General features: G+C 68.2%; 19 protein-coding genes (1 of these 19 running past the window's edge). 15 read left to right on the top strand and 4 right to left on the bottom strand.

Features of this window, described 5'->3' with window-relative positions; genetic code table 11:
- From NUW81_RS08340 to NUW81_RS08270, 15 genes are all read left to right on the top strand, one after another.
- Window positions 1–1,442, top strand: partial view of a beta-helix domain-containing protein gene (locus NUW81_RS08340; protein WP_245112344.1) — the 3' portion only. It extends 115 nt beyond the left edge of the window; 1,442 of the gene's 1,557 nt are visible here — the last part of the coding sequence; its start codon lies beyond the left edge, outside the window; it ends in the stop codon at window positions 1,440–1,442.
- A gap of 91 nt (window positions 1,443–1,533) precedes the next feature.
- Window positions 1,534–4,299: a TonB-dependent receptor domain-containing protein gene (locus tag NUW81_RS08335; protein ID WP_245112343.1), complete on the top strand. Its 2,766-nt coding sequence runs from the start codon at window positions 1,534–1,536 to the stop codon at window positions 4,297–4,299.
- A gap of 133 nt (window positions 4,300–4,432) precedes the next feature.
- On the top strand, window positions 4,433–5,242 hold the full coding sequence (locus tag NUW81_RS08330) for a type II secretion system protein N (protein ID WP_245112342.1): 810 nt from the start codon (window positions 4,433–4,435) through the stop codon (window positions 5,240–5,242).
- A 15-nt stretch (window positions 5,243–5,257) separates the two neighbouring features.
- The gene (gene gspD, locus NUW81_RS08325; protein WP_245112338.1) at window positions 5,258–7,402 is read left to right on the top strand and encodes a type II secretion system secretin GspD; all 2,145 of its coding nucleotides are present in this window, start codon (window positions 5,258–5,260) and stop codon (window positions 7,400–7,402) included.
- An 80-nt stretch (window positions 7,403–7,482) separates the two neighbouring features.
- The gene (locus NUW81_RS08320) at window positions 7,483–9,003 is read left to right on the top strand and encodes a GspE/PulE family protein (protein WP_245113748.1); all 1,521 of its coding nucleotides are present in this window, start codon (window positions 7,483–7,485) and stop codon (window positions 9,001–9,003) included.
- Window positions 9,003–10,232, top strand: a complete 1,230-nt coding sequence (gspF, locus tag NUW81_RS08315) for a type II secretion system inner membrane protein GspF (protein WP_245112336.1) — start codon at window positions 9,003–9,005, stop codon at window positions 10,230–10,232. Before NUW81_RS08320 ends, gspF begins: the two co-directional genes overlap by 1 nt.
- Window positions 10,233–10,235: 3 nt before the next feature.
- A complete protein-coding gene (gspG, locus tag NUW81_RS08310; RefSeq protein WP_245112334.1) occupies window positions 10,236–10,682 on the top strand; it encodes a type II secretion system major pseudopilin GspG in 447 nt (148 codons plus the stop codon).
- On the top strand, window positions 10,660–11,127 hold the full coding sequence (locus tag NUW81_RS08305) for a GspH/FimT family pseudopilin (protein WP_245112331.1): 468 nt from the start codon (window positions 10,660–10,662) through the stop codon (window positions 11,125–11,127). The genes gspG and NUW81_RS08305 overlap by 23 nt, the downstream gene beginning before the upstream one ends.
- Before the next feature lie 2 nt (window positions 11,128–11,129).
- The gene (gene gspI / locus NUW81_RS08300) at window positions 11,130–11,489 is read left to right on the top strand and encodes a type II secretion system minor pseudopilin GspI (protein ID WP_245112329.1); all 360 of its coding nucleotides are present in this window, start codon (window positions 11,130–11,132) and stop codon (window positions 11,487–11,489) included.
- Window positions 11,489–12,097: a type II secretion system minor pseudopilin GspJ gene (gene gspJ / locus NUW81_RS08295; RefSeq protein ID WP_245112328.1), complete on the top strand. Its 609-nt coding sequence runs from the start codon at window positions 11,489–11,491 to the stop codon at window positions 12,095–12,097. Before gspI ends, gspJ begins: the two co-directional genes overlap by 1 nt.
- Complete coding sequence (gspK, locus tag NUW81_RS08290) at window positions 12,094–13,056, top strand: type II secretion system minor pseudopilin GspK (RefSeq protein ID WP_245112327.1); 963 nt, start codon at window positions 12,094–12,096, stop codon at window positions 13,054–13,056. Before gspJ ends, gspK begins: the two co-directional genes overlap by 4 nt.
- Window positions 13,050–14,144 (top strand): type II secretion system protein GspL, encoded by a 1,095-nt coding sequence (gspL, locus tag NUW81_RS08285; RefSeq protein WP_245112326.1) that lies wholly within the window; start codon window positions 13,050–13,052, stop codon window positions 14,142–14,144. Before gspK ends, gspL begins: the two co-directional genes overlap by 7 nt.
- Window positions 14,141–14,614 carry a type II secretion system protein M gene (locus tag NUW81_RS08280; RefSeq protein ID WP_245112325.1) on the top strand — a complete coding sequence of 158 codons (474 nt, stop codon included), beginning with the start codon at window positions 14,141–14,143 and terminating at the stop codon, window positions 14,612–14,614. The genes gspL and NUW81_RS08280 overlap by 4 nt, the downstream gene beginning before the upstream one ends.
- Window positions 14,611–15,318 (top strand): type II secretion system protein N, encoded by a 708-nt coding sequence (gene gspN, locus NUW81_RS08275; RefSeq protein WP_245112323.1) that lies wholly within the window; start codon window positions 14,611–14,613, stop codon window positions 15,316–15,318. The genes NUW81_RS08280 and gspN overlap by 4 nt, the downstream gene beginning before the upstream one ends.
- Window positions 15,315–16,061, top strand: coding sequence for a prepilin peptidase (locus tag NUW81_RS08270; RefSeq protein ID WP_245112322.1), 747 nt, complete (start codon window positions 15,315–15,317; stop codon window positions 16,059–16,061). Before gspN ends, NUW81_RS08270 begins: the two co-directional genes overlap by 4 nt.
- Here the strand turns inward: NUW81_RS08270 and NUW81_RS08265 are convergent, their stop codons facing one another.
- From NUW81_RS08265 to hisS, 4 genes are all read right to left on the bottom strand, one after another.
- Window positions 16,062–16,577, bottom strand: coding sequence for a DUF4167 domain-containing protein (locus NUW81_RS08265; protein ID WP_245112321.1), 516 nt, complete (start codon window positions 16,575–16,577; stop codon window positions 16,062–16,064).
- Between the two features lie 249 nt (window positions 16,578–16,826).
- Complete coding sequence (gene prmC / locus NUW81_RS08260; RefSeq protein WP_245112320.1) at window positions 16,827–17,636, bottom strand: peptide chain release factor N(5)-glutamine methyltransferase; 810 nt, start codon at window positions 17,634–17,636, stop codon at window positions 16,827–16,829.
- Window positions 17,633–18,709, bottom strand: a complete 1,077-nt coding sequence (gene prfA / locus NUW81_RS08255; RefSeq protein WP_245112319.1) for a peptide chain release factor 1 — start codon at window positions 18,707–18,709, stop codon at window positions 17,633–17,635. The genes prmC and prfA overlap by 4 nt, the downstream gene beginning before the upstream one ends.
- Window positions 18,709–19,986, bottom strand: a complete 1,278-nt coding sequence (gene hisS, locus NUW81_RS08250) for a histidine--tRNA ligase (protein WP_245112318.1) — start codon at window positions 19,984–19,986, stop codon at window positions 18,709–18,711. The genes prfA and hisS overlap by 1 nt, the downstream gene beginning before the upstream one ends.
- Window positions 19,987–20,000 lie beyond the last annotated feature (14 nt).

Below are 20,000 nucleotides of genomic sequence, written 5' to 3'. Positions count from 1 at the left end.
TCGTCGAGAATACCGGCGGCACCCCGACCACCCCGCCGACCACCCCGCCGACCAACGGCAGCGGCGAAGCGGCCGAGAGCTGCCCCGACGGCTTCACCAACTTCGGCACCATCGAGGTCGGCGGGTCGGGTTCGGGCGACGAGCGCCGCATCTGCCAGCTTCCGGGCCAGATCACGAACGACCTGTTCGTCGAGAATCTCGAAGGCGTCATCTACGCGCTGGGCGGCAAGACCGAAGTGGGCATCGACACCGGCGCCGACGGCAATTTGCCTGGCGGCGATGCGGCCAGCCTGACCTTCGATGCGGGCGTTGTCCTCTTCGGCCGCACGCAGGCCGACTTCCTCGTCGTCAACCGCGGCTCGCAGCTGTTCGTCCAGGGCACCGCTGATGCGCCGGTGGTCATGACCGCCCGCGCCAATGTCGTCGGGTCGGCCAATGCCGACACCATCGGCGAATGGGGCGGCCTTGTCATTCTCGGGCAGGCCCCGACCGAAGGCTGCGGCGACGGCACCACCAGCGCACCCTGCGGCGTGGCGGTCGAAGGCACTGCCGGTTCGTCCTATGGCGGCGTGGAGGCGGGCGACAGCTCGGGCTCGATCGAATATCTCCAGATCCGCTATTCGGGCTTCAAGGCCGCCGAGGATAGCGAACTGAACGGCATCACCCTGGCCGGCGTCGGCTCGGGCACCACCTTCAACCACGTCCAAGTCCACAACAGCTCGGACGACGGCATCGAGTGGTTCGGTGGCCGCGTGAACCAGAAGTATCTCGTCCTGACCGGCAACGACGACGACTCGATCGACGCCGACAACGGCTTCAAGGGCGCCATCCAATATGCGCTCATCATCCAGCGCGAGACCGGCGGCGACAAGCTGATGGAAATCGACTCGCCGGGCGACCAGGCGCTCCTGCCGCGCACCAACATCGAAGTGGCCAACTTCACCTACATCACCCCGCGTGACGGTGAATATGTCCACGTTCGCGGCGCCGCGGACATCGCGCTCTACAACGGCCTCATCGTCGCGGCCGGCCCCTGCATCGACATGGACGAGCAGAACACCGTCGATGCCAGCACCGGCCTTGGCGAGGAACTGGGTGCCCCGCGCATCAAGGGCGTCTACCTCGACTGCACCACCGACCCGATCCGCGACGATGCCGAAGTCACCGCGGCCGAGATCGCGGCGCTGTTCGATGGCTCGAGCAACACGACCTTCGACAGCTCGATCACGCTGCCCTCGCCTTATGCGATCTCGAGCGTGAACTTCATCAACTCGAACGCCGCGACCGAGTTCGACGATTACAGCGCCCTCCAGTTCGGCAGCTTCTTCGATGCGGTCGACTATGTCGGCGCCGTCGAGGACGCGAACGACGACTGGTGGGTCGGTTGGACCTGCGGCCTCGAAGGCCAGATGAGCTGCCTCGAGATCCCGTCCGCCGGCTAGCCGCCGCACCCGGACCCATGATGCGGGGAGCGGCGGCCGCCACGGCTGTCGCTCCCCCGTCGCCTAGACGATGCGCGTGAAAGACGACCCCATGACCAAGACCGCCACGATCAAAGCCCTCCTCGCGACCACCGCGCTTCTCGGCCCGCTGCCCGCGCTCGCGCAGGGCGCCCCGCCCGCCTCGCCCTCGGCCAGCATGGTCGGCGACCCCGAAGACCAGCAGGAGGAGACGCTCGAGGCTGCCCAGCCCGGTGCCGCCGACCCGCAGGACCGCATCGAGATCTCCGGTCCCGGCGCCAGCCGCGACGATGACGACCCCATCATCATCCGCGGCACCTATATCCCGAGCCCCGTGCGCGCGACCCCCGAGGTCGTCTCGGTGCTCTCGGCCGAAGACATCGCCCGCACCGGCGATGGCGACATCGCCTCCGCGCTCGAGCGCGTGACCGGCCTGTCGGTCGTCGGCGGGCGCTTCGTCTATGTCCGCGGCCTCGGCGAGCGCTATTCCTCGGCCCTCCTCAACGGCGCCCCGCTGCCCAGCCCCGAACCGCTGCGCCGCGTCGTGCCGCTCGACCTTTTCCCGACCTCGGTGATCGCCTCAACCGTCGTCCAGAAGACCTATTCGGCCAACTATCCGGGTGAGTTCGGTGGCGGCGTCATCAACCTCACCACCCGCTCGGCCCCCGAAGAAGGCTTCTTCTCGGTCGGCGGCGGCGTCGGTTTCGATAGCGAGACCAGCCTCAACCTCGGCTACACCTATTATGGCGGTTCGACCGATTTCCTCGGCTATGACGACGGCAAGCGCGCCCTTCCCGCGAATTTGAAGGCCGCCTTTGCCTCGGGCAACCGCATCACGCCGGGCGAGAATTTCAGCCTCGAGGACATCCAGAACCTCACGGCGAGCCTCGACAACGCCTCGACCAACCTCATCCAGACCACCTATGACGTGCCGGTGAACTGGTCGGGCGATCTCGGCGCGGGCCAGACCTTCGAGATCGGCGCGGCCGACCTCGGCGTCATCCTCGTCGGCGGCATCTCGAACAGCTGGCGCACTCGCCAGGGCAAGCGCGAATTCGGTGTCGCGCTCGGCGACGTCAACGCCCCCGATGCCGAGCTGTTCGCGCAGCAGAGCTTCGACTTCGTATCGACCCAGAACCGCGTCGTCGTGAACGGCATGGCCTCGACCACATTGTCGCTCGACGACCAGAAGGTCCGCCTCGTCGGCGTCTACATCCGCGACGCGCTCAAGGAAGCGCAGGTCAAGCTCGGCGAGAACCTCGAGGCGATCGCCCCCGTCGACCCCGCCGTCCCGACCCTCCAGCAGGGCGCGACCAGCTATTTCGAACGCGAACTCTATGACGGCCAGGTCGTCGGCGAATTCGAGTTCGGCGACTTCAACCTCGACCTGCGCGGCAGCTACGCCAAGTCGCGCCGCGACGCGCCCTACGAGCGCGCCTACAGCTACGTCTATTCGGACGAGTTCGAGGACTATGTGAACGACCTGCGCTCGCCCGGGAACAGCGCCACGCTGAGCTTCTCCGAGCTCGACGACGAACTGTGGTTCGGCGCGGTCGACCTTGCCTGGTATTTGCCGGTCGACATGCCGGTCACCCTCTCGGCGGGCTATGCCTATTCCGACAACAGCCGCGAGGCGATCCGCCGCGACTTCGACTTCTTCCCGCAGGCCGCGCTGCCCGACTATATCGCCCAGCAGCGCATCGACTATCTGCTGAGCGACTACAACGTCTACACCAGCGACATCATCCTGCGCGAATCCACCGGTGGCCTCGGTTCGGCGGCCTATGAGGCCAACCTGGAGACGCAGGGCGCCTATGGCATGCTCGAAGTCGAGCCGACCAATGACATCCTCCTCAACATCGGTGTCCGCTACGAGGACGGCAGCCAGTCGGTGACCCCGCAGACCCTGTTTGGCGAAACGCCGTCGGCGGCGACCACCCTCGAGCGCGACTACTGGCTGCCCGCCGGAACGCTCACCTGGAATTTCGCCGACGACATGCAGTTCCGTCTCGGTGCCTCGAAGACGATCGCCCGCCCGCAGTTCCGCGAACTCGCGCCGCAGCCCTTCGTCGACTATGAATCGGGCCGCACCTTCTTCGGCTCGCAATTCCTCACCGACAGCGAGATCCTGAATCTCGACGCGCGCTACGAATGGTATTTCGATCGCGACCAGATCTTCAGCCTCGCCGGCTTCTTCAAGGAAATCGACAATCCGATCGAATCGGCGGCCACCAACATCGGCTCCTTCTCGATCACCAGCTTCGCCAACGCGCCCAAGGCCCGCCTCTATGGCGCCGAGGTCGAACTGCGGAAATATTTCCCCTTCTACGACATGGGGCTGGAGAGCGGTTTTCTCGGCGATCGCCGCATCGCGGTCATCACCAACTACACCTACACCAACTCGGAACTGGTCGTGGGCGAGGATGACACCACGATCAGCTTCGTCAGCCAGCCCTCGGAAACGCTCGCCAGCTCGATCTTCAACGATGGCGCGCCGCTCACCGGCCAGTCGGAGCATCTCGTGAACCTCCAGCTCGGGCTGGAGAATGAGGAGCGCCTGTCACAGCAGACCTTCCTCCTGACCTATGCGTCGGATCGCGTGACCGCACGCGGCCCCAACGGCACGCCCGATTATGTCGAGACCCCGGGCGTCAATCTCGACTTCGTCTGGCGCGAAGGCTTCGGGATCGGCTCGAAGGAGCTCGAACTGAAGGGCGAGGTGCGCAACATCCTCGGCACCGACTATGAAGAGATCCAGACGCTCGGCGACAGCGAGCTTTTGATCCAGACCTACGAGCGCGGGACGAGCTATTCGCTCTCGGCCTCGCTGACCTTCTAATCGCTTTCCGGCGCAGCGCGGGCCGGGGCGCAAGACGCGCCCCGGCCCTCATGCTGTCGCATTTGAGTCAAAATCATGTCTTCAAAGAGTCACGAACTCGGGTAAGCGTAGGAAATCAGCGGGAAAGGGCAGCATGCTGAACGCGATTCTCAGGCGCCGCGGGCGACGCGGCGACCGGCTTGCCTTCGCCGAGCTTCACCTGCTCGCGCGAGCGCTGCTGATCGCCATCCTCGCCGCGCTTGTCGCGCGACTGCTCTTTGTCCTCGTCACTCCCGTCGGCCCACTCGGCGACTGGCGAGCCGCCGCCCCGCGGCTTCTCTCCGAACAGGCGCAGGCGAGCCTGCTTGGTAGCTACGATCCCTTCCCCGCTCCGGCCGCCGCCGTGGCCGCTGGCGGCGAGGGCGTGACCGACCTCGATCTCGAACTGTTCGGCACCACCCTCAATCGCGGCGCCGGGACAGGCAGCGCGATCATCGCGACCGAGGACGGGGTGCAGCAGAGTTTTGCCGTCGGCGACGAGGTCTCGCCCGGCGTCCGTCTCGCCGAGGTCGCCTTCGACCATGTCGTGCTTGACCGCGGCGGCGTGCGCGAGCGTCTCTACCTCGACGGTTCGGTGCCCGCCGACACGGTCGAGGTGCCCGACACCAGCAATGCCGCCACGGGCACCGAGGTCGCGCAGGCCGCGCGCATTCCCGACTACCCCTTCCAGCCGCGCATGACCGGCAACCGCATCACCGGCATCCGCCTGCCCCCGACGACCGACGCCGCGCTCCTTGCCGTCATCGGCCTGCGCCCGGGCGACGTGATCGTCGGCGTGAACGGCGTACCGGTGCGCAGCCAGGCCGATATCGACCAGCTCAAAGCCAGTCTCAAACCCGCCGCCCGCCTCAGCCTCGATGTCGAGCGCGGCGCCAGTACCGTGCCCATCGCGGTCAACCTTTAGAAGGTTCGTAAGCCCATGAAGCGTCTCTCCCTCGTCACTGCCGCCCTGATCATGGCTGCCACACCCTCGGTCGCCAGCGCGCAGTACATGCTGAACTTCCGCGAGGCCGACGTGCGCGCCTTCGTCGACGATGCCGCGCGGGTGACGGGACTGACCTTCGTCGTCGACAGCCGCGTCAACCAGACCATCAGCGTGGTCACCAACCGCGACCTCAGCCGCTCGGAATATTTCGAGGTCTTCCTCGCCACGCTGCGCGCGAACGGCCTCGTCGCCATCCCGATCCAGGGCGGCTATCGCATCCAGCCCGCGCAGGGAGCCGCGACCCAGCCGACGGGTGGACTGCGCGGCGCGGCGCGCAACCAGTTCGTGACCGAGATTTTCCGCCTCAACACGATCGATGCGGCGGGGGCGATCGAGACGCTGCGCCCGCTGGTCAGCTCCGAGGGCTCGATCACCGCCAACCGCAACGCCAATTCCATCATCGTCGCCGACTATGCCGACAATGTCGTGCGCATCCGGACGCTGATCGGGCGCATCGACGCCGACAATGCGACAACCGACATCGTCTATCTCCAGAATGCCGGCGCGCGCGAAGTCGCCGAGGCGCTCGAGGGCCTCAACGGCGGCGCGGAGGGCATCGCCGCCCCCGTGCAGGTCAGCGCCATCGACAGCGCCAACGGCCTGGCGCTTCGCGGTCCCGCCGACAGCGTGGCGCGCTATGCCAGCCTTGCCCGCGAGCTCGACGCACAGGCCGCGGGCGGGTCCGACATTCGCATCTACTGGCTCGAACATGCCGATGCCGAGGCGCTGCTTCCCGTGCTCCAGCAGTTGCTCGGCCAACCGGTCACCGTGACCTCGAGCGAACCCGGCTTCATCCGCGGTCAGGAAGGCGAAGGCACCGGCGCCGGTCCCGCCCAGCCGCCCGCACAGCCCGCCTTCTCGCAGACCGTTTCGGGCAACAATAACGGCATCGCCCGCTTCGGCCCCGCCGTCGTCACCCGCTATACCGGCACCAACGCCATCATCGTCGCCGCCAATCCCAATGTGCAGCGCCAGATCGGCGAGATCGTGCGCCAGCTCGATACCCGCCGCGAACAGGTGCTGGTCGAGGCGATCATCGTCGAGATCGGCGACAATGCCGCGCGCCAGCTGGGCGTCCAGTTCCTGCTGGCGGGCGAGAATTCGCCTTTCCTCGCCGCCAACTATTCCAACGCCCAGCCCAACATCCTCGCCGTCGGCGGCGCGATCGCCAATTACGAGCTCGGGCGCGAGACCAGCGTGAATGCCGACGGGGTGGTCACCAGCACCATCGACAGCCCGCTCGGCGACGGCGTGACCGAAGCGGCGGTTGCCTCGGTGCTCGGTACCAACGGCGGCCTCGCCGGCGGCGTCGTCAACCTTGCCGGCAACGCGCTGTTCGGCGCCATCGTCAACGCGGTCCAGTCGGATACGGAGTCGAACATCCTCTCGACCCCCTCGATCCTCACCCTCGACAACCAGGAAGCGCGCTTGCTGGTCGGTCAGGAAGTGCCGGTCACCACGGGCGAGGCGCTGTCGACCAATTTCGACAATGCCTTCCGCACCGTCGAGCGCCAGAATGTCGGCATCCAGCTCGACGTGAAGCCGCAGGTAAACTCGTCTGGGTCGATCAAGCTCTTCATCCGGCAGGAAGTCAGCTCGGTTGCGGGCCCCGTCAGCCAGGGCTCCGCCGACCTCGTCATCAACAAGCGCGAGTTCAAGACGGTGCTGACCGTCGATGACGGCGAGATCCTCGCCATCGGCGGCCTGCTCGACGAGAACGAGCGCAACACCATCGAGAAGATCCCGCTCTTGGGCGACATCCCGCTGGTCGGCGAACTGTTCAAGTCGCGCTCGCGGGCGAAGTCGAAGACCAACCTCATGGTCTTCATCCGCCCGACGATCATCCGCGACGCTGCCGATGCGCGCAACATGACCGCGCGCCGCTACGACTATATGCGCACCGCCCAGTGGTACAATAATCCGGGCTACGAGCCCTCGCTCGACGCGCTGGTCCGCGACTATCTCGGCGCCGCCGCACCGGTGCCTGCGCCGCTCGCCCCCGGCGATCGCTATTACTATCCGCCCGCCGTGGTCGAGGTGCCGCCCGCGGGCGAGACGATGCCGGAGGGCGCGCAGTGATCATCCGCCGCGGCAATCGCGACCCCATCGAGGAGCCAGGCAGCTTCGTGCCCGACGAGCTCCAGCCCGTGCCCGGCGACATGTCGCTCGAGGCCCCCGGCGCCGAGGTGCCGGTGAGCGCGGTGATCGACGTGCCTTATGCTTTCGCGCGCGAACATGGCGTGGTCATCCGCCCCGACGCCGGCGATGACCTCAAGGTCGCGCTGCGCGAGGGGAGCGATCCGTCGATCCTCATCGAGGTGCGCCGCTATCTCGCGCGCCCCTTCGGCGTGGACTTCGTCGATGCGGGCGAATTCGACCGGCTTCTCCACAGCCGCTATGCGGGCGGTGCTGCCGAGGGCTTCGACGAACTCGGCGGCGGCGATGAACTCGACGCGCTGGCCAGCGGCATCCCGAGCGCCGAGGACCTTCTCGACAGTTCGGACGACGCCCCCGCCATCCGCCTCATCAATGGCATCATCGCCGAAGCGGTGCGCCTCGGCGTCTCCGACATCCATGTCGAACCCTATGAAAGCGGTCTCGTCGTGCGCCTGCGCCGCGACGGTGTCCTCAAGGAGCATTTGCGCATGCCCGCGCATGCCGCCCCCGTGGTGGTGAGCCGCATCAAGGTCATGGCACGCCTCGACATCGCCGAGCGCCGCGTCCCGCAGGACGGGCGCATCGCCCTGAAGCTCGGCGGCCGCCAGCTCGACGTGCGCGTCTCGACCCTGCCCAGCCGTGCCGGCGAGCGGGTCGTCATGCGTATCCTCGACAAGGACAACGCCGGCCTCAGCCTCGACCTCCTCGGCATCTCGGGCGCCGCCGACGAAATCCTGCGCGAGGCGCTGGCCGAGCCCAATGGCATCATCCTCGTCACCGGCCCCACCGGCTCGGGCAAGACGACCAGCCTCTATGCCTGCCTCAGCCATCTCAATGACGGGCAGCGCAACATCCTCACCGTCGAGGACCCCGTCGAATATTCGATCGACGGCATCGGCCAGACGCAGGTCGATTCGAAAGTCGGCATGAGCTTTGCCGCTGGCCTTCGCGCGATCCTGCGCCAAGATCCCGACATCGTCATGGTCGGCGAAATCCGCGACAAGGAAACCGCCGACATCGCGGTGCAGGCCTCGCTCACCGGCCACCTCGTCCTGTCGACCGTCCACACCAATGACGCCGTCGGCGCGATCACCCGCCTGCGCGACATGCGGATCGAGCCCTTCCTCATCGCCTCGACGCTGCGTGCGGTCGTCGCCCAGCGCCTCGTGCGCCGCCTCTGCCCGTCGTGCCGCGAACCCGTGAAGGCCGACCGCTCGATCGCCGCGCTCCTCGGCTTCGATGAAGGCGAGATCATCTATCGCGCGCGCGGCTGCGAGGAATGCCACGACACCGGCTTCAAGGGCCGGATCGGCGTCTTCGAAGCGGTGCGGGTCGATCCCACCATCCGCCGCCTCATCGCCGACGGCGGCGACGAGGCGGTGATCGCGCGCCACGCCTTCCTTAATGCCCCCAACCTCGGCTCGGCCGCCCGCAAGCTGGTGCGCGCCGGCGAAACCACCCCCGAGGAAGCCATCCGCATCTCGCGCCACGAGGGTGAAGAGGGGCAGGACGACGCCGCCTGATGGCCGCGCGCTTCGCCTATCTGGCGGTGGACGCCAAGGGCCGCGAGAAGCGCGGTTCGATCGACGCGGGCAGCGAGGCCGAGGCCCGCGCCGCGCTCGAGAAGCGCCGCCTGCTGCCCGTGCGACTGACCGCCGGTGACAAGGCTGCGCCCGCTGCCGGCGGCGGGGCGAAACAGATCGGTCTTGGTCGCGGCAAGCATTTCAATGCCAAGGCGCGCGTCCTCTTCACCCGCCAGCTCGCCACCCTCATCAAGGTCTCGCCCTTGGAGGAAGCGCTACGCACCATCGCGCGCCAGTCCGAAAAGCCCGAGCATCGCGCGGTCGTGAACCGCGTCGCCGACCAGGTGGTCGAAGGCCGCCGCCTCGCCGATGCGCTCGGTAAGGAACCCAAGAGCTTCGATCCGCTCTACCGCGCGATGGTCGCGGCGGGCGAAAGCTCGGGCACGCTCGCCGAACAGCTCGACCGGCTGGCGGCGCTCCAGGAGCGGCAGGCGCAGATGCGCTCCAAGCTCCTTAGCGCGCTTGCCTATCCCGCCGTCCTCACACTCGTCGCCATCGGCGTGGTCGCCGCGCTCATGATCGCGGTCGTGCCCAAGGTGGTCGAACAATTCGAGGATGTCGGACAGCAGTTGCCCTTCATCACCCGCGTGGTGATCGCTTTGTCGGACTTCCTGTCCAATTACTGGTGGCTGCTTGCCGCGCTCATCGTCGGCACTGTCGCCATTGTCGGCGCGATGCTCCGCAACGAGCAGTTCCGGCTAAAATTCGACAGCTGGCTCCTGCGCCTGCCCTTTTTCGGGCGGCTCCTGCGCGACCTCAACGCCGCGCGCATGGCGCGCACGCTGGCGACGATGGTCGCCGCGCGCCTGCCGCTCGTCGAGGGCCTCGCGTTCACCGCGCGTACCATCTCCAACCGCCGCCTCGCCCAAGCCACGCGGGCAATGGAGGAAGAGATCCGCGGGGGCGGCAGCCTGTCGGGTGCACTGAAGCGTACGGGCCTCTTCCCGCCGCTCCTCGTCCACCTGACCGCGAGCGGCGAGAGCGCGGGCCAGCTCGGCCCCATGCTCAGCCAAGCCGCCGACTATCTCGAGCGCGAGTTCGACACCTTCACGTCGAGCGCGCTGGCCTTGCTCGAACCGCTCATCATCATCATCATGGGCGCCGTGGTCGCCGCCATCGTGCTCGCCATCCTGATGCCCATCCTGCAACTGCAAACCCTGATCGGATAAGTCATGACCAGTGCCCGCAAGAGTGCCCCCGCGAAGTCGAAGAAGCGCAAGAACGGCTTCACCCTCGTCGAACTGATGGTCGTGATCGTCATCATCGGCCTGCTCGGGACCGTCGTCATGATCAACGTGCTGCCCAGCCTCGACCAGGCCAACCGCACTAAGGCGCAGGCCGATATCTCGCAGCTGACCAATGCAGCCGAACAGTATCGCATCGACAATTTCAGCTATCCCGCGACGATCGAGGCGCTCAAGACGCCGCCCGCCGGCCTTGCCCAGCCCGACCGTTATCGCCCGGGCGGTTATGTCCGCGACATTCCCGCCGATCCGTGGGGCAACCCCTACCAGGTGCAGGTGCCGGGCCGGAACGGCGCACCCTTCGACATCTACAGCTTCGGTGCCGACGGCGCGATGGGCGGCGAGGGCGAGAATGCGGACATTTACGCCGGCTAGGCGAAACCGCGGATCGGCCGGTTTCACGCTGGTCGAGCTGATGGTGGTGCTGGTCCTGCTCGGGCTCGCGGCGACCGCCGTCGTCCTCACCCTGCGCCCACCCGATGCCGCGCGTGCCGAAGCGGTGATGCTCGCCGGCCGCATCGCGGCGCTGCGCGACGAGGCGATCCTACGCGGCCTGCCCACCGGCCTTGTCCTCCGGCAATCCGATTTCGCCTTCGAACAATATCGCAGCGGCGAGTGGGTGCCGCTCGACAACAACCGGTTCGACGGGCGCAGCCGCTTTGCCGACGGCGTTACTGCACGCGTCGGCGGCGAGGCGCAGGGACTTCGCTTCGACAATCTCGGCATGCCGTCCGCGCCGACCGTCTTCGTCCTCGACGATCGCGGCGGGCGCACCGCCACCATCAGCATCGCCGCCAACGGCAGCGTCGAGGCGCTCTGACGATGAAAGCGCCGCGCGGCTTCACCCTGATCGAGATGCTGGTCGCGCTGAGCGTCTTCTCGATCGCCGCCCTCGCGCTGCTCAGGATCGACGCCTATGCCGTATCGACCGCCGCCAATTTGCGCGAGAACGGCCTCGCCCGCCTCGTCGCCGCCAACGAGGCCGCACTGATCGCCTCGGCCCCTGCCGCGCCGACCCGCGGCCAGTCGTCGCGGCAGGTCACCAACGGCGGGCAGGCCTTTGCCGTCATCACCGATGTCGCGCCCACTCCCGACCCGCGCTTCCTTACCGTGACCATCACCGTGCGACCGCTTGGCGGCGGCCCGTCGAAGCGGCTCGTGACCGTCCGGAAGGCAGCGTGATGCAGAGGAACGGCTTCACCCTCGTCGAGATGCTCGTCGGCCTCACCATCTTCGCGCTGCTTGCCGGCGCGGGCGTGGGGCTCCTGCGCACCAGCGCCGACACACAGGTCGCGGTCGATGCCTCACTTGGCGAGCAGGCGCAGGTCGAACGCATCGCGCTCCTGCTCGAAGCCGACCTCGGGCAGGCGGTCATCCGCCCGACCCGCGACGGCAGCGGCAACGAACGCCCCGCCTTCATCGGCAGCACCGACAGCATGCTTTTCGTCCGCGGCGGCGTGATCTCGCTCGACGCGCGCCCGTCAAGCGACCTGCGCCGTATAGGCTGGAGCGCCGAAGACGGTCTCCTCGTGCGCCGTACCTACGAAGCGGTCGATGGCGGCGATGACGCGCTGCCCGAGGCGGTGCTGCTCGACCCGCTGTCGGGCATGACGCTCGCTTATCGCGATGCGTCCGGTGGCTGGGTCGAGCGCTGGCCCGACGGGTCAGGCGAGCCCATGCCACGCGCGGTGCGCCTCACCCTGTCGGCGCCGCGCATCCCGCAGACCGAGTTCATCGTGGCCCTCCCCGCGCTCAGCGCCAACGAGAGCGGTGCGGGGGCGCGCCGATGACCCGCTGGCGGGGCGACAAGGGGACCGCGCTCCTCTCGGTGCTGCTGATCGTCGCGGTGATGGCCGCGATCGCCGCCACCGCGCTCGACCGGCTCAGCCTCTCGACCCGCCTCGCCGGCAATGCACAGGTCGCCACGCAGGGGCGGCACTGGCTGGCGATGGCGGAAGAGCTTGCCGCCGCGCGGCTCGTCGAGGCGGGCCAGCTGTCGGGCGCCGACCAGGCCGCGCTTCTCGGCGTCGAGCGCTCGATCACCCTGCCCGATGGACAGGTGGTACGCGCGCGGATCGAGGACGGCACCAACTGCTTCAACGTCAATGCGCTCGTCCGCAAACGCAATTTAGGCACCTTGCAGGCGACCGCGCGCCGCGTGTTCCTGTTCCGCGACTTCCTCGTCCTGCTCGGCCTGCCGGAGGCCCGCGCCCAGCAGCTCGCCGACGCCGCAGGCGATGCGATCGACAGCGACATGCTGGCAAGGCCCCTTGGGCGCGAGGCACTCGCCAATGGCGATCCCGTGCCCAACCGCGCCCTCGCCAGCGCCGACGAGCTCGCTGGTATCGAGGGCATGGACGCCGCGACCTGGGACATGCTCCGCCCGTGGCTATGCGCCCTGCCCAGTCACGACCCCGTCACGATCAACGTCGAAACGCTGTCGCCGGAGCGCGCCGCGCTGCTCGCGATGCTCGATCCCGAACAGATCAGCCTGTCGGCAGCGCGCGCACAGTTGCTTGCCCGCCCCCGAGGCGGCTACGGGTCGGTTGTCGACTTCTGGCAGTCGGGTCCGCTGCGTGGCATCAGTCCGTCCCGCGGACGCGATGCGCAGGTGGCGGTCGAGACACGTTATTTCCGGCTCGTCTCGCGGGTCGGTGAAGGGGATGGGGAATTGCGGCAGGAGGCGCTCTTTTCGGTGGAAGGCGACGAGCCGCGCCTGCACGCCCGCCGCTGGACCAGCCGATGGTAGGGCGCACGCTCCTTCTCTGGTTGCCGACGCGCGCCGATGCCCCTGCCGCCTGCCCGTGGTGGGAAGTGGCCGAGGGGCGCCTCGTCGCGCATGGCAGCGACAGCGGCTGGTTGCCGCGCAGCGCCGAGGGTAGCAGCGAGCCCGTCACCACCATCGGCCTTGTCGGTCCCGCCGAGGTGCGGCTCGAGCCGCGCGCGGCCGATGCACCGACCAGCCCCCAGGCGAAGACCGCCGCCCGCCTCGGAGCCGAGGGCAAGGCACTGGGGACCGACCCGCATGCCGCCGTCTCGGACGCGTGGATCGCCACCACCGATGGGGCCCGCATGCAGGACTGGCTCGACTGGGCCGCGGCGCAGGACATCGCGCTCGACCGCATCGTCCCTGCCGCCGCGCTCCTGCCGCGCGACGGCGACTGGCACGAGGCGCGCTTCGGGCCGCACGTGGTCATCGCGAAAGACGGCATGGCCATCCCCGACGACGAGGCGCTTGTCGCCGCGCTCGTTGGCGATGCCTTCGTCGACAGCATGGACAATGACGCGATCGTCGATGCGCTTGTCGCCCTCGAGGACGGCGTGCCGGTTGACCTGCGACAGGGCCGCTTCGCGCGCGTCCGCCGCTGGAAACCCGATCCACGCCGCCTCCGGGAATTCGCCTGGCTCATCCTCGCTATCTTCCTCGTCGCGCTCGCCATCCCCGTCACCAAGGCGGTCCTGTGGGAGCGCGAGGCAGGCTCGCTCGACCGCGAGACCGCCGCCATCGCTACCGCCGCGCTCGGGCGCCCGGTCGAGGCTGCCGCCGCCGAAGCCGAACTGCGCGCCGCCATCGGGCAGGGCGGCGCCGCGACCGGTGCCACGCAGGCGATCGCGACCCTCCTCGCCGCGATGCAGGCCGAGCCCACGGTCGAAGCGAGCATGATCTTTTTCGGCGCCGACGGCATGCTCAACGCGCGCCTCGCCGCAAGCGACGCAGGCGCCATCAACCGCATCCTCATGACGCTGCAACAGCGGGGATGGACGGTGACCGCCAATCCGGTGCCGGGCGGCGACGGGCGCGCGGCAGTCGACCTTTCCCTGCTAGGTGGCGCATGAGCCCGCTCGCCGACTGGTACAAGGCACGCAGCCGTCGCGAGCAGCTCATGCTCGGTGTCATGGCGCTCGTCGCCGTGCCAGTGATCGGCTGGTTCCTGATGATCGCCCCGGCGCTGGGCTGGCATGACAAAGCGCGCGACACCTATCTCGACGCGACCGAACGCTATGGCCGTGCGGTGCTTCTCGCGGACCGTCTCGAAGGCGGCGGCGCGAACGGGGTTCGCATCACGCAGCCGCTCGGCGATTTCGTGGCCGCCTCCGCTGCGCAGGCGGGGTTCGCCCTCACCCGCAACATTCCCGACGGCGATGCGCGCGTCGATATCGGCATCGCACAGGCACGTCCCGATGCCGTCCTCGGCTGGATCGCGCAGCTGCGCGCCGCCGGCGTTGGCGTGGAATCGGTGCGGCTGACCGACAATGGCGAAGGCGGGGTCGCGGTCGATCTCGTGATCATCAAGGCAAATCGATGAAGAAACGCTGGTTCCTCTACGCGCTGGCGGTCTTCGCCATCGCGCTCGTCACGCTCTTCCCGCTGCGCCTCGCGCTCGACATGACGCTGGGACGCGACGCGCTCCTGTCCTCGCGGCAGGTCGCGGGCAGCATCTGGTCGGGCCGGATCGGCGACGTGATGGTCGGCGAGGAACGTCTCGGCACCTTCGATGTGGGCCTGCGCCCTCTACCGCTGCTGATCGGCCGCACCGAGGTCGATGTCGAGCGCCTGTCCGACCCCGACGGTCCCCTGACCGGGCGCTTCTTCCTGTCGGGACCGAGCGAAGGCGTCGCCAGCCTCGACGGGCGCGTCAATATCGGCGGGCTCGTGTCCCCGCTGCCCATCGACGCGGTGCGCTTCGAGGACGTCGATGCACTGTTCGACGGCGGGGCCTGCAAGAGCGCAGCCGGCACCGTGACCGCCATCCCCGCCACCGCCATCGCCTTCCTTGCCGGCGAGCTTTCGGGACCGGTCAGCTGCGCCCCCGACGGCCGTGTCCTCGCGCTCCTCTCGCGCCCGCGCGGCGGCGAGGAGGTGGAGCTTTATCTCGACGCCAATGGCAATGTCGAAGCCTACCTCACCATCGCCGGCGCACCACCCGCGATCGGCGAGCTGCTGGCGACCTACGGGTTCGAGCGCTCGGACGCGGGCTGGACCCTGTCGAGCCGCGGCCGCCTCGATTGATCCTGCCGCTCCCCTGGGGTGTGATCGTCGGCGCGCTGCTCGGTGCCATCGTCGGCAGCTTCCTTGCCACGATCGTCCGCCGGTTCCCCGAGGGACGGAGTGCGCTTGGCGGTCGCTCTGCCTGCGAGACCTGCGGGACGACGCTTCGGGCCCGCGATCTCGTTCCCGTCCTGAGCTACCTGCTCGCCCGCGGTCGCTGCCGCCATTGCGGCGCCGCCGTGGCGAGCGAGCACCTAAAGATCGAACTGGCTGCCGCTGCCATCGGCGCGGCCTGCCTTGCACTCCTGCCGTTGGGGCAGGGGCTGTCGCTGGCGTTCATGGGGTGGTTGCTGCTCGTGCTGGGCTGGATCGACGCGAAGCACCTTTGGCTGCCCGACGGACTTGTCGTCGCGCTGGCGCTGGCGGGCCTGCTTTTAGGAGAAGTGGCGACGGGGGTGCCGCTCGCCGACCGCCTGATCGGCGGCGCGGCGGGCTTCGGCTTCCTCGCCGCGTTACGTCTCGCGCACCAGCGCCTGCGCGGGATCGAGGGAATGGGGGCGGGCGACCCCAAGCTGATGGGCGCCATCGGCCTATGGAGCGGCTGGTGGCTGCTCGCGCCGATCCTGCTGGTCGCCAGCGTCGGGCTCTTGGGGGTGGCGCTCGCCACCGGCGCGCATCGCGAGCCCGCGCGCGAATATCCGCTGGGAAGTGCGCTGGCGGCGGCGGCCTTTGCCGTCACGCTCGCCAGCACCCTGTTCCTCTAGTTACGCCGCATCGGCCTCGTCGTCGGCGCCGATCGCGGGGGGCAGTGCATCGCTCGAGATGCCCGCGCCCTCATCGCCATCGTCCTTCTTGCGACGCTGGCGGGGCTTGCGCTGCGGCTTGTCCTCGCCGTCGGCCTTCTCGGCCTTGGGCTTGCGACGCGACTTCTTCTCGGGCTTGTCCTCGGCCAGCTCGCCATCGTCGTCGTAACCGTCATGGTCGCGATCGTCGTCGTCGTGCTGGCGCCTGGGCTTCTTGCCCTGCTGGCCCTGCTGCTTTTCCTGCCGCTTTTCCTGTTCGAGGCGGATTTCCTCGAGGACACGGAAGTAATGGTCGGCGAACTGCAGGTAATATTCGGCCTGGACGCGGTCACCGGACATTTGGGCGTCGCGCGCGAGACCCTTGTATTTCTCGAGGAGCTGCGAGGCATTGCCGCGGTTGCGATTGTCGCTGCGGCCGCCCTGCGGTCCACGCTGTCCACCGCGGCCGCGCCGCCGGTTCTGACGATTACTGATCAAAATTCGTCCCTTGTCTTAAGGACGCACGCCCACAGGGCGGCGCCAGGAGCCGGCCGGGGCAAGGGGCCGTCGGCCGCACGGATCCCATCCTGTTTACTGCGCGCAACTGCCGGAAAAGGCAGTGAAGGCGAAGAAAGGCGATGGGAGTTCTTGGAATGAGATGCCGACAAATGTCGTGCGACAGACCTGTCGGAGCCCCGTTCCGGTACCCGATCTAGCGCTTCGGCGCTGCGAATCCAAGTTTTTTCGTCAACCTCTGATAGAAAGCGCGCGGGCGCGGCCGGCAAGGTCACGGTGCAGGAGTGGCGAAAAACCGCTCGATTCGAGGATCGCGGCCACCGATTCGCCCTGGTCGTGGCCGATCTCGAGCACCGCCAGCCCGCCCCGTGCGAGCAGTTGGCCGAGCTGCGGCGCGATCCGCCGATAGTCGTCGAGCCCCGATTCGCCTGCGAACAGCGCCTCGCCCGGTTCGTGCGTACGAACGTCCGCCGCGACGTCGGGGTCGGTCTCGGCGATATAGGGCGGGTTGCACAGGATGAGGTCAAAACGCTCCTCGATCCCCGCGCCCCAGTCGCCTTGCCGGAAGCTGGCGCGCTCCTCCATGTCCAGCGCCTTCGCGTTTGCACGCGCATAGCCGAGCGCGGTTTGCGAGGCATCGACGCCGAGCCCCGTGGCGCCGGGCCATTCATCGAGCCCGGCCAGCAGGAGGCTGCCCGGTCCCGTCCCGAGATCGAGGATGCGCGCGGGCGCCTTACCGCCTTTGAAGTGCGCCACCGCCGCATCGAGCAGCGTTTCGCTGTCGGGACGCGGGATCAGCACGCCGGGACCGACCTTGATCTCGACCGTCCAGAAGTGGCGGCTGCCGGTGATATAGGCGAGCGGTTCGCCCGCGGCGCGGCGCTCGACCAGCGCCGCGAAGGTGGCGTCACCCTCGCGAATGCCCTCGAGCAGTAGCCGGTCGCGCTCCATGCCCAGCGCGTTAGCAAGCAGCAGTTCGGCATCGAGCCGCGGCGTTTCGCTCGCCCCTTCGAGCCGCGCCGCCGCTTCGCTTAGCTTCACGCTTCCTCTTCGAGACCCGCGAGCCGCTGCGCCTCATCCTCGGAGATGAGCGCGTCGACCAGCTCGCCCAGCCCCGGCCCCTCGAGGATCGCGTCGAGCTTGTGCAGCGTGAGGTTGATGCGGTGATCGGTCACCCGGCCCTGCGGGAAGTTGTAAGTGCGGATCCGCTCCGAACGGTCACCCGAACCCACCATCGACTTGCGCGCGCCCGAACGCTCGGCATCGGCGATCGCGCGTTCATGCTCGTAGAGGCGCGTCCGCAGCACCTTCATCGCCTTGGCCTTGTTCTTGTGCTGGGACTTCTCGTCCTGCTGGCTGACCACGATGCCCGTCGGGATGTGCGTAATGCGTACCGCGCTGTCGGTGGTGTTGACCGACTGGCCGCCGGGGCCGGAGGCGCGGAAAACATCGATCCGCAGGTCCTTCTCGTCGATGTGGACGTCGACCTCTTCGGCTTCGGGCAGGACGGCGACGGTGGCCGCCGACGTGTGGATGCGCCCGCCGCTCTCGGTCGCGGGCACGCGCTGGACGCGGTGAACCCCGCTCTCGAATTTCAGCTTGGCGAACACGCCCGCGCCCTTCACGGATGCGACCGCTTCCTTGTAGCCGCCGACATCGCTGGCATTGGCGCTGATCAGCTCGACCTTCCAGCCCTGTTCCTCGGCATAGCGCTGGTACATGCGCAAGAGGTCGCCCGCGAACAGCGCGGCCTCGTCACCGCCGGTGCCGGCGCGCACCTCGAGCATGGCGGGCTTGTCGTCGGCCGCATCCTTGGGAAGCATCAGGAGCGCGAGCTTGCGCTCGACGCCGGGCAGTGCCTTGTCGATGGCCAGCGCCTCTTCCTCGGCCATGTCGCGCATCTCGGGATCCTCGAGCATCCCGGCGAGGTCGGCCTTTTCGGACCGCAGCTTTTTCAGCTCGGCCGCCACTTCGGCGACCGGTTCGATCTCGGCATATTCCTTCGACAGCTTGACGAAGTCGGCGGGGTCGAGGTCGCCCGCCGCCATGCGGCCCTGGAGGTCTTCCTTCTTGGCGAGGAGCTGCTCGATGCGCTCGTCGGATACGGTCGCCATCAGCGGCTCTCCCCTTCTTCCCACTCGGCGAGCATCGCCTCGGCGGCGAGGTCGGTGATGGGATCGATCGTGTCTTCGGGCGTCAGCTGGCGCTGCTCGCCGGTGCGAAGGTCCTTGTACTGGACCGTGCCGGCGGCGACCTCGTCCTCGCCGATGATGAGCGCGGCGCCAGCGCCCGCGGCATCGGCGCGGCTCATCCGCTTGGCCATCTTGCCCGACCAGAAGATCTCCGCCGCGATGCCCGCCTCGCGCAGGACCTGCGCGGCGCGGATGGCATAGGTACGCGCTTCCTCGCCCATCGGCAGGATCGCCGCCTCGATGGCGTCCTTCGCGTCATGGTCGAGCAGCATGGACAGCCGCTCGATGCCAGCCGCCCAGCCGACCGCCGGCGTGTGCGGGCCGCCGAGCTGTTCGATCAGCCCGTCATAGCGCCCGCCCGCGAGCACCGTGCCCTGCGCGCCCAACTGGTCGGTGACGAATTCGAAGGCGGTATGACGATAATAATCGAGACCGCGCACGAGATGCGGGTCGAGCTCATAGGCCACCCCCGCCGCGTCGAGACCCGCCTTTACCTGTCCGAAGAAGTCTTCCGCCTCGGCGGAAAGCTGCATGGTCGGCGCGCTGTCGGCGAAAGGCCGGTCGCGCGGATCCTTCGAATCGAGGATGCGCAGCGGGTTCTTCTCGAGCCGCTCCTGGCTGTCCTCCGACAGTTCCGAGCGGTGCGCGGCGAAATGCTCGATGAGCGCAGCGCGCCAATTGTCGCGGCTCTCGCTGTCGCCCAGCGTATTGAGCTTGAGGCGCACGCCCTCGATGCCCAGCTCCTCGAGCAGCTGCGCGCCGAAGCACAGCAATTCGACATCGGCCATCGGGTCGGCCGAGCCGATGACCTCGGCGTCGAGCTGGTGGAACTGGCGATAGCGGCCCTTCTGCGGGCGCTCGTAGCGGAAGGCAGCGCCATGGGTGGCGACCTTCATCGGCGCATATTGCTTCCAGCCTTCCGACAGAAAGGCGCGCGCGATGCCCGCGGTGAATTCGGGGCGCAGCGTGACCGAGCCCTCCGAGCGCGATTCGAAGGTCCACATTTCCTTCGAAACGACATCGCTCGTCTCGCCCATCGTGCGGGCGAAGACGCCGGTCATCTCGAACATCGGCACCTCGACGCGGCCGAAGCCGTAAAGGCGGCGCACGCGCTCGAAGGTGGCGACGACATGCGCGAAACGGTCGGCCGCTTCGCCATACAGGCTCTGGGTGCCCTTCAGGGGACGCAATTTTTCCATAGGCACGGCGATTA

The organism is Sphingomicrobium aestuariivivum, assembly GCF_024721585.1.
GTDB classification, from domain to species: domain Bacteria; phylum Pseudomonadota; class Alphaproteobacteria; order Sphingomonadales; family Sphingomonadaceae; genus Sphingomicrobium; species Sphingomicrobium aestuariivivum.
This window is presented reverse-complemented; position numbering and strand designations above follow the sequence as displayed.

Coding starts and splice junctions, on each gene's coding strand:
- NUW81_RS08335 (WP_245112343.1), top strand. CDS start 1,534: ATGACCAAGACCGCCACGATCAAAGCCCTCCTCGCGACCACCGCGCTT.
- NUW81_RS08330 (WP_245112342.1), top strand. CDS start 4,433: ATGCTGAACGCGATTCTCAGGCGCCGCGGGCGACGCGGCGACCGGCTT.
- gspD (WP_245112338.1), top strand. CDS start 5,258: ATGAAGCGTCTCTCCCTCGTCACTGCCGCCCTGATCATGGCTGCCACA.
- NUW81_RS08320 (WP_245113748.1), top strand. CDS start 7,483: ATGTCGCTCGAGGCCCCCGGCGCCGAGGTGCCGGTGAGCGCGGTGATC.
- gspF (WP_245112336.1), top strand. CDS start 9,003: ATGGCCGCGCGCTTCGCCTATCTGGCGGTGGACGCCAAGGGCCGCGAG.
- gspG (WP_245112334.1), top strand. CDS start 10,236: ATGACCAGTGCCCGCAAGAGTGCCCCCGCGAAGTCGAAGAAGCGCAAG.
- NUW81_RS08305 (WP_245112331.1), top strand. CDS start 10,660: ATGCGGACATTTACGCCGGCTAGGCGAAACCGCGGATCGGCCGGTTTC.
- gspI (WP_245112329.1), top strand. CDS start 11,130: ATGAAAGCGCCGCGCGGCTTCACCCTGATCGAGATGCTGGTCGCGCTG.
- gspJ (WP_245112328.1), top strand. CDS start 11,489: ATGCAGAGGAACGGCTTCACCCTCGTCGAGATGCTCGTCGGCCTCACC.
- gspK (WP_245112327.1), top strand. CDS start 12,094: ATGACCCGCTGGCGGGGCGACAAGGGGACCGCGCTCCTCTCGGTGCTG.
- gspL (WP_245112326.1), top strand. CDS start 13,050: ATGGTAGGGCGCACGCTCCTTCTCTGGTTGCCGACGCGCGCCGATGCC.
- NUW81_RS08280 (WP_245112325.1), top strand. CDS start 14,141: ATGAGCCCGCTCGCCGACTGGTACAAGGCACGCAGCCGTCGCGAGCAG.
- gspN (WP_245112323.1), top strand. CDS start 14,611: ATGAAGAAACGCTGGTTCCTCTACGCGCTGGCGGTCTTCGCCATCGCG.
- prfA (WP_245112319.1), bottom strand. CDS start 18,709: ATGGCGACCGTATCCGACGAGCGCATCGAGCAGCTCCTCGCCAAGAAG.
- hisS (WP_245112318.1), bottom strand. CDS start 19,986: ATGGAAAAATTGCGTCCCCTGAAGGGCACCCAGAGCCTGTATGGCGAA.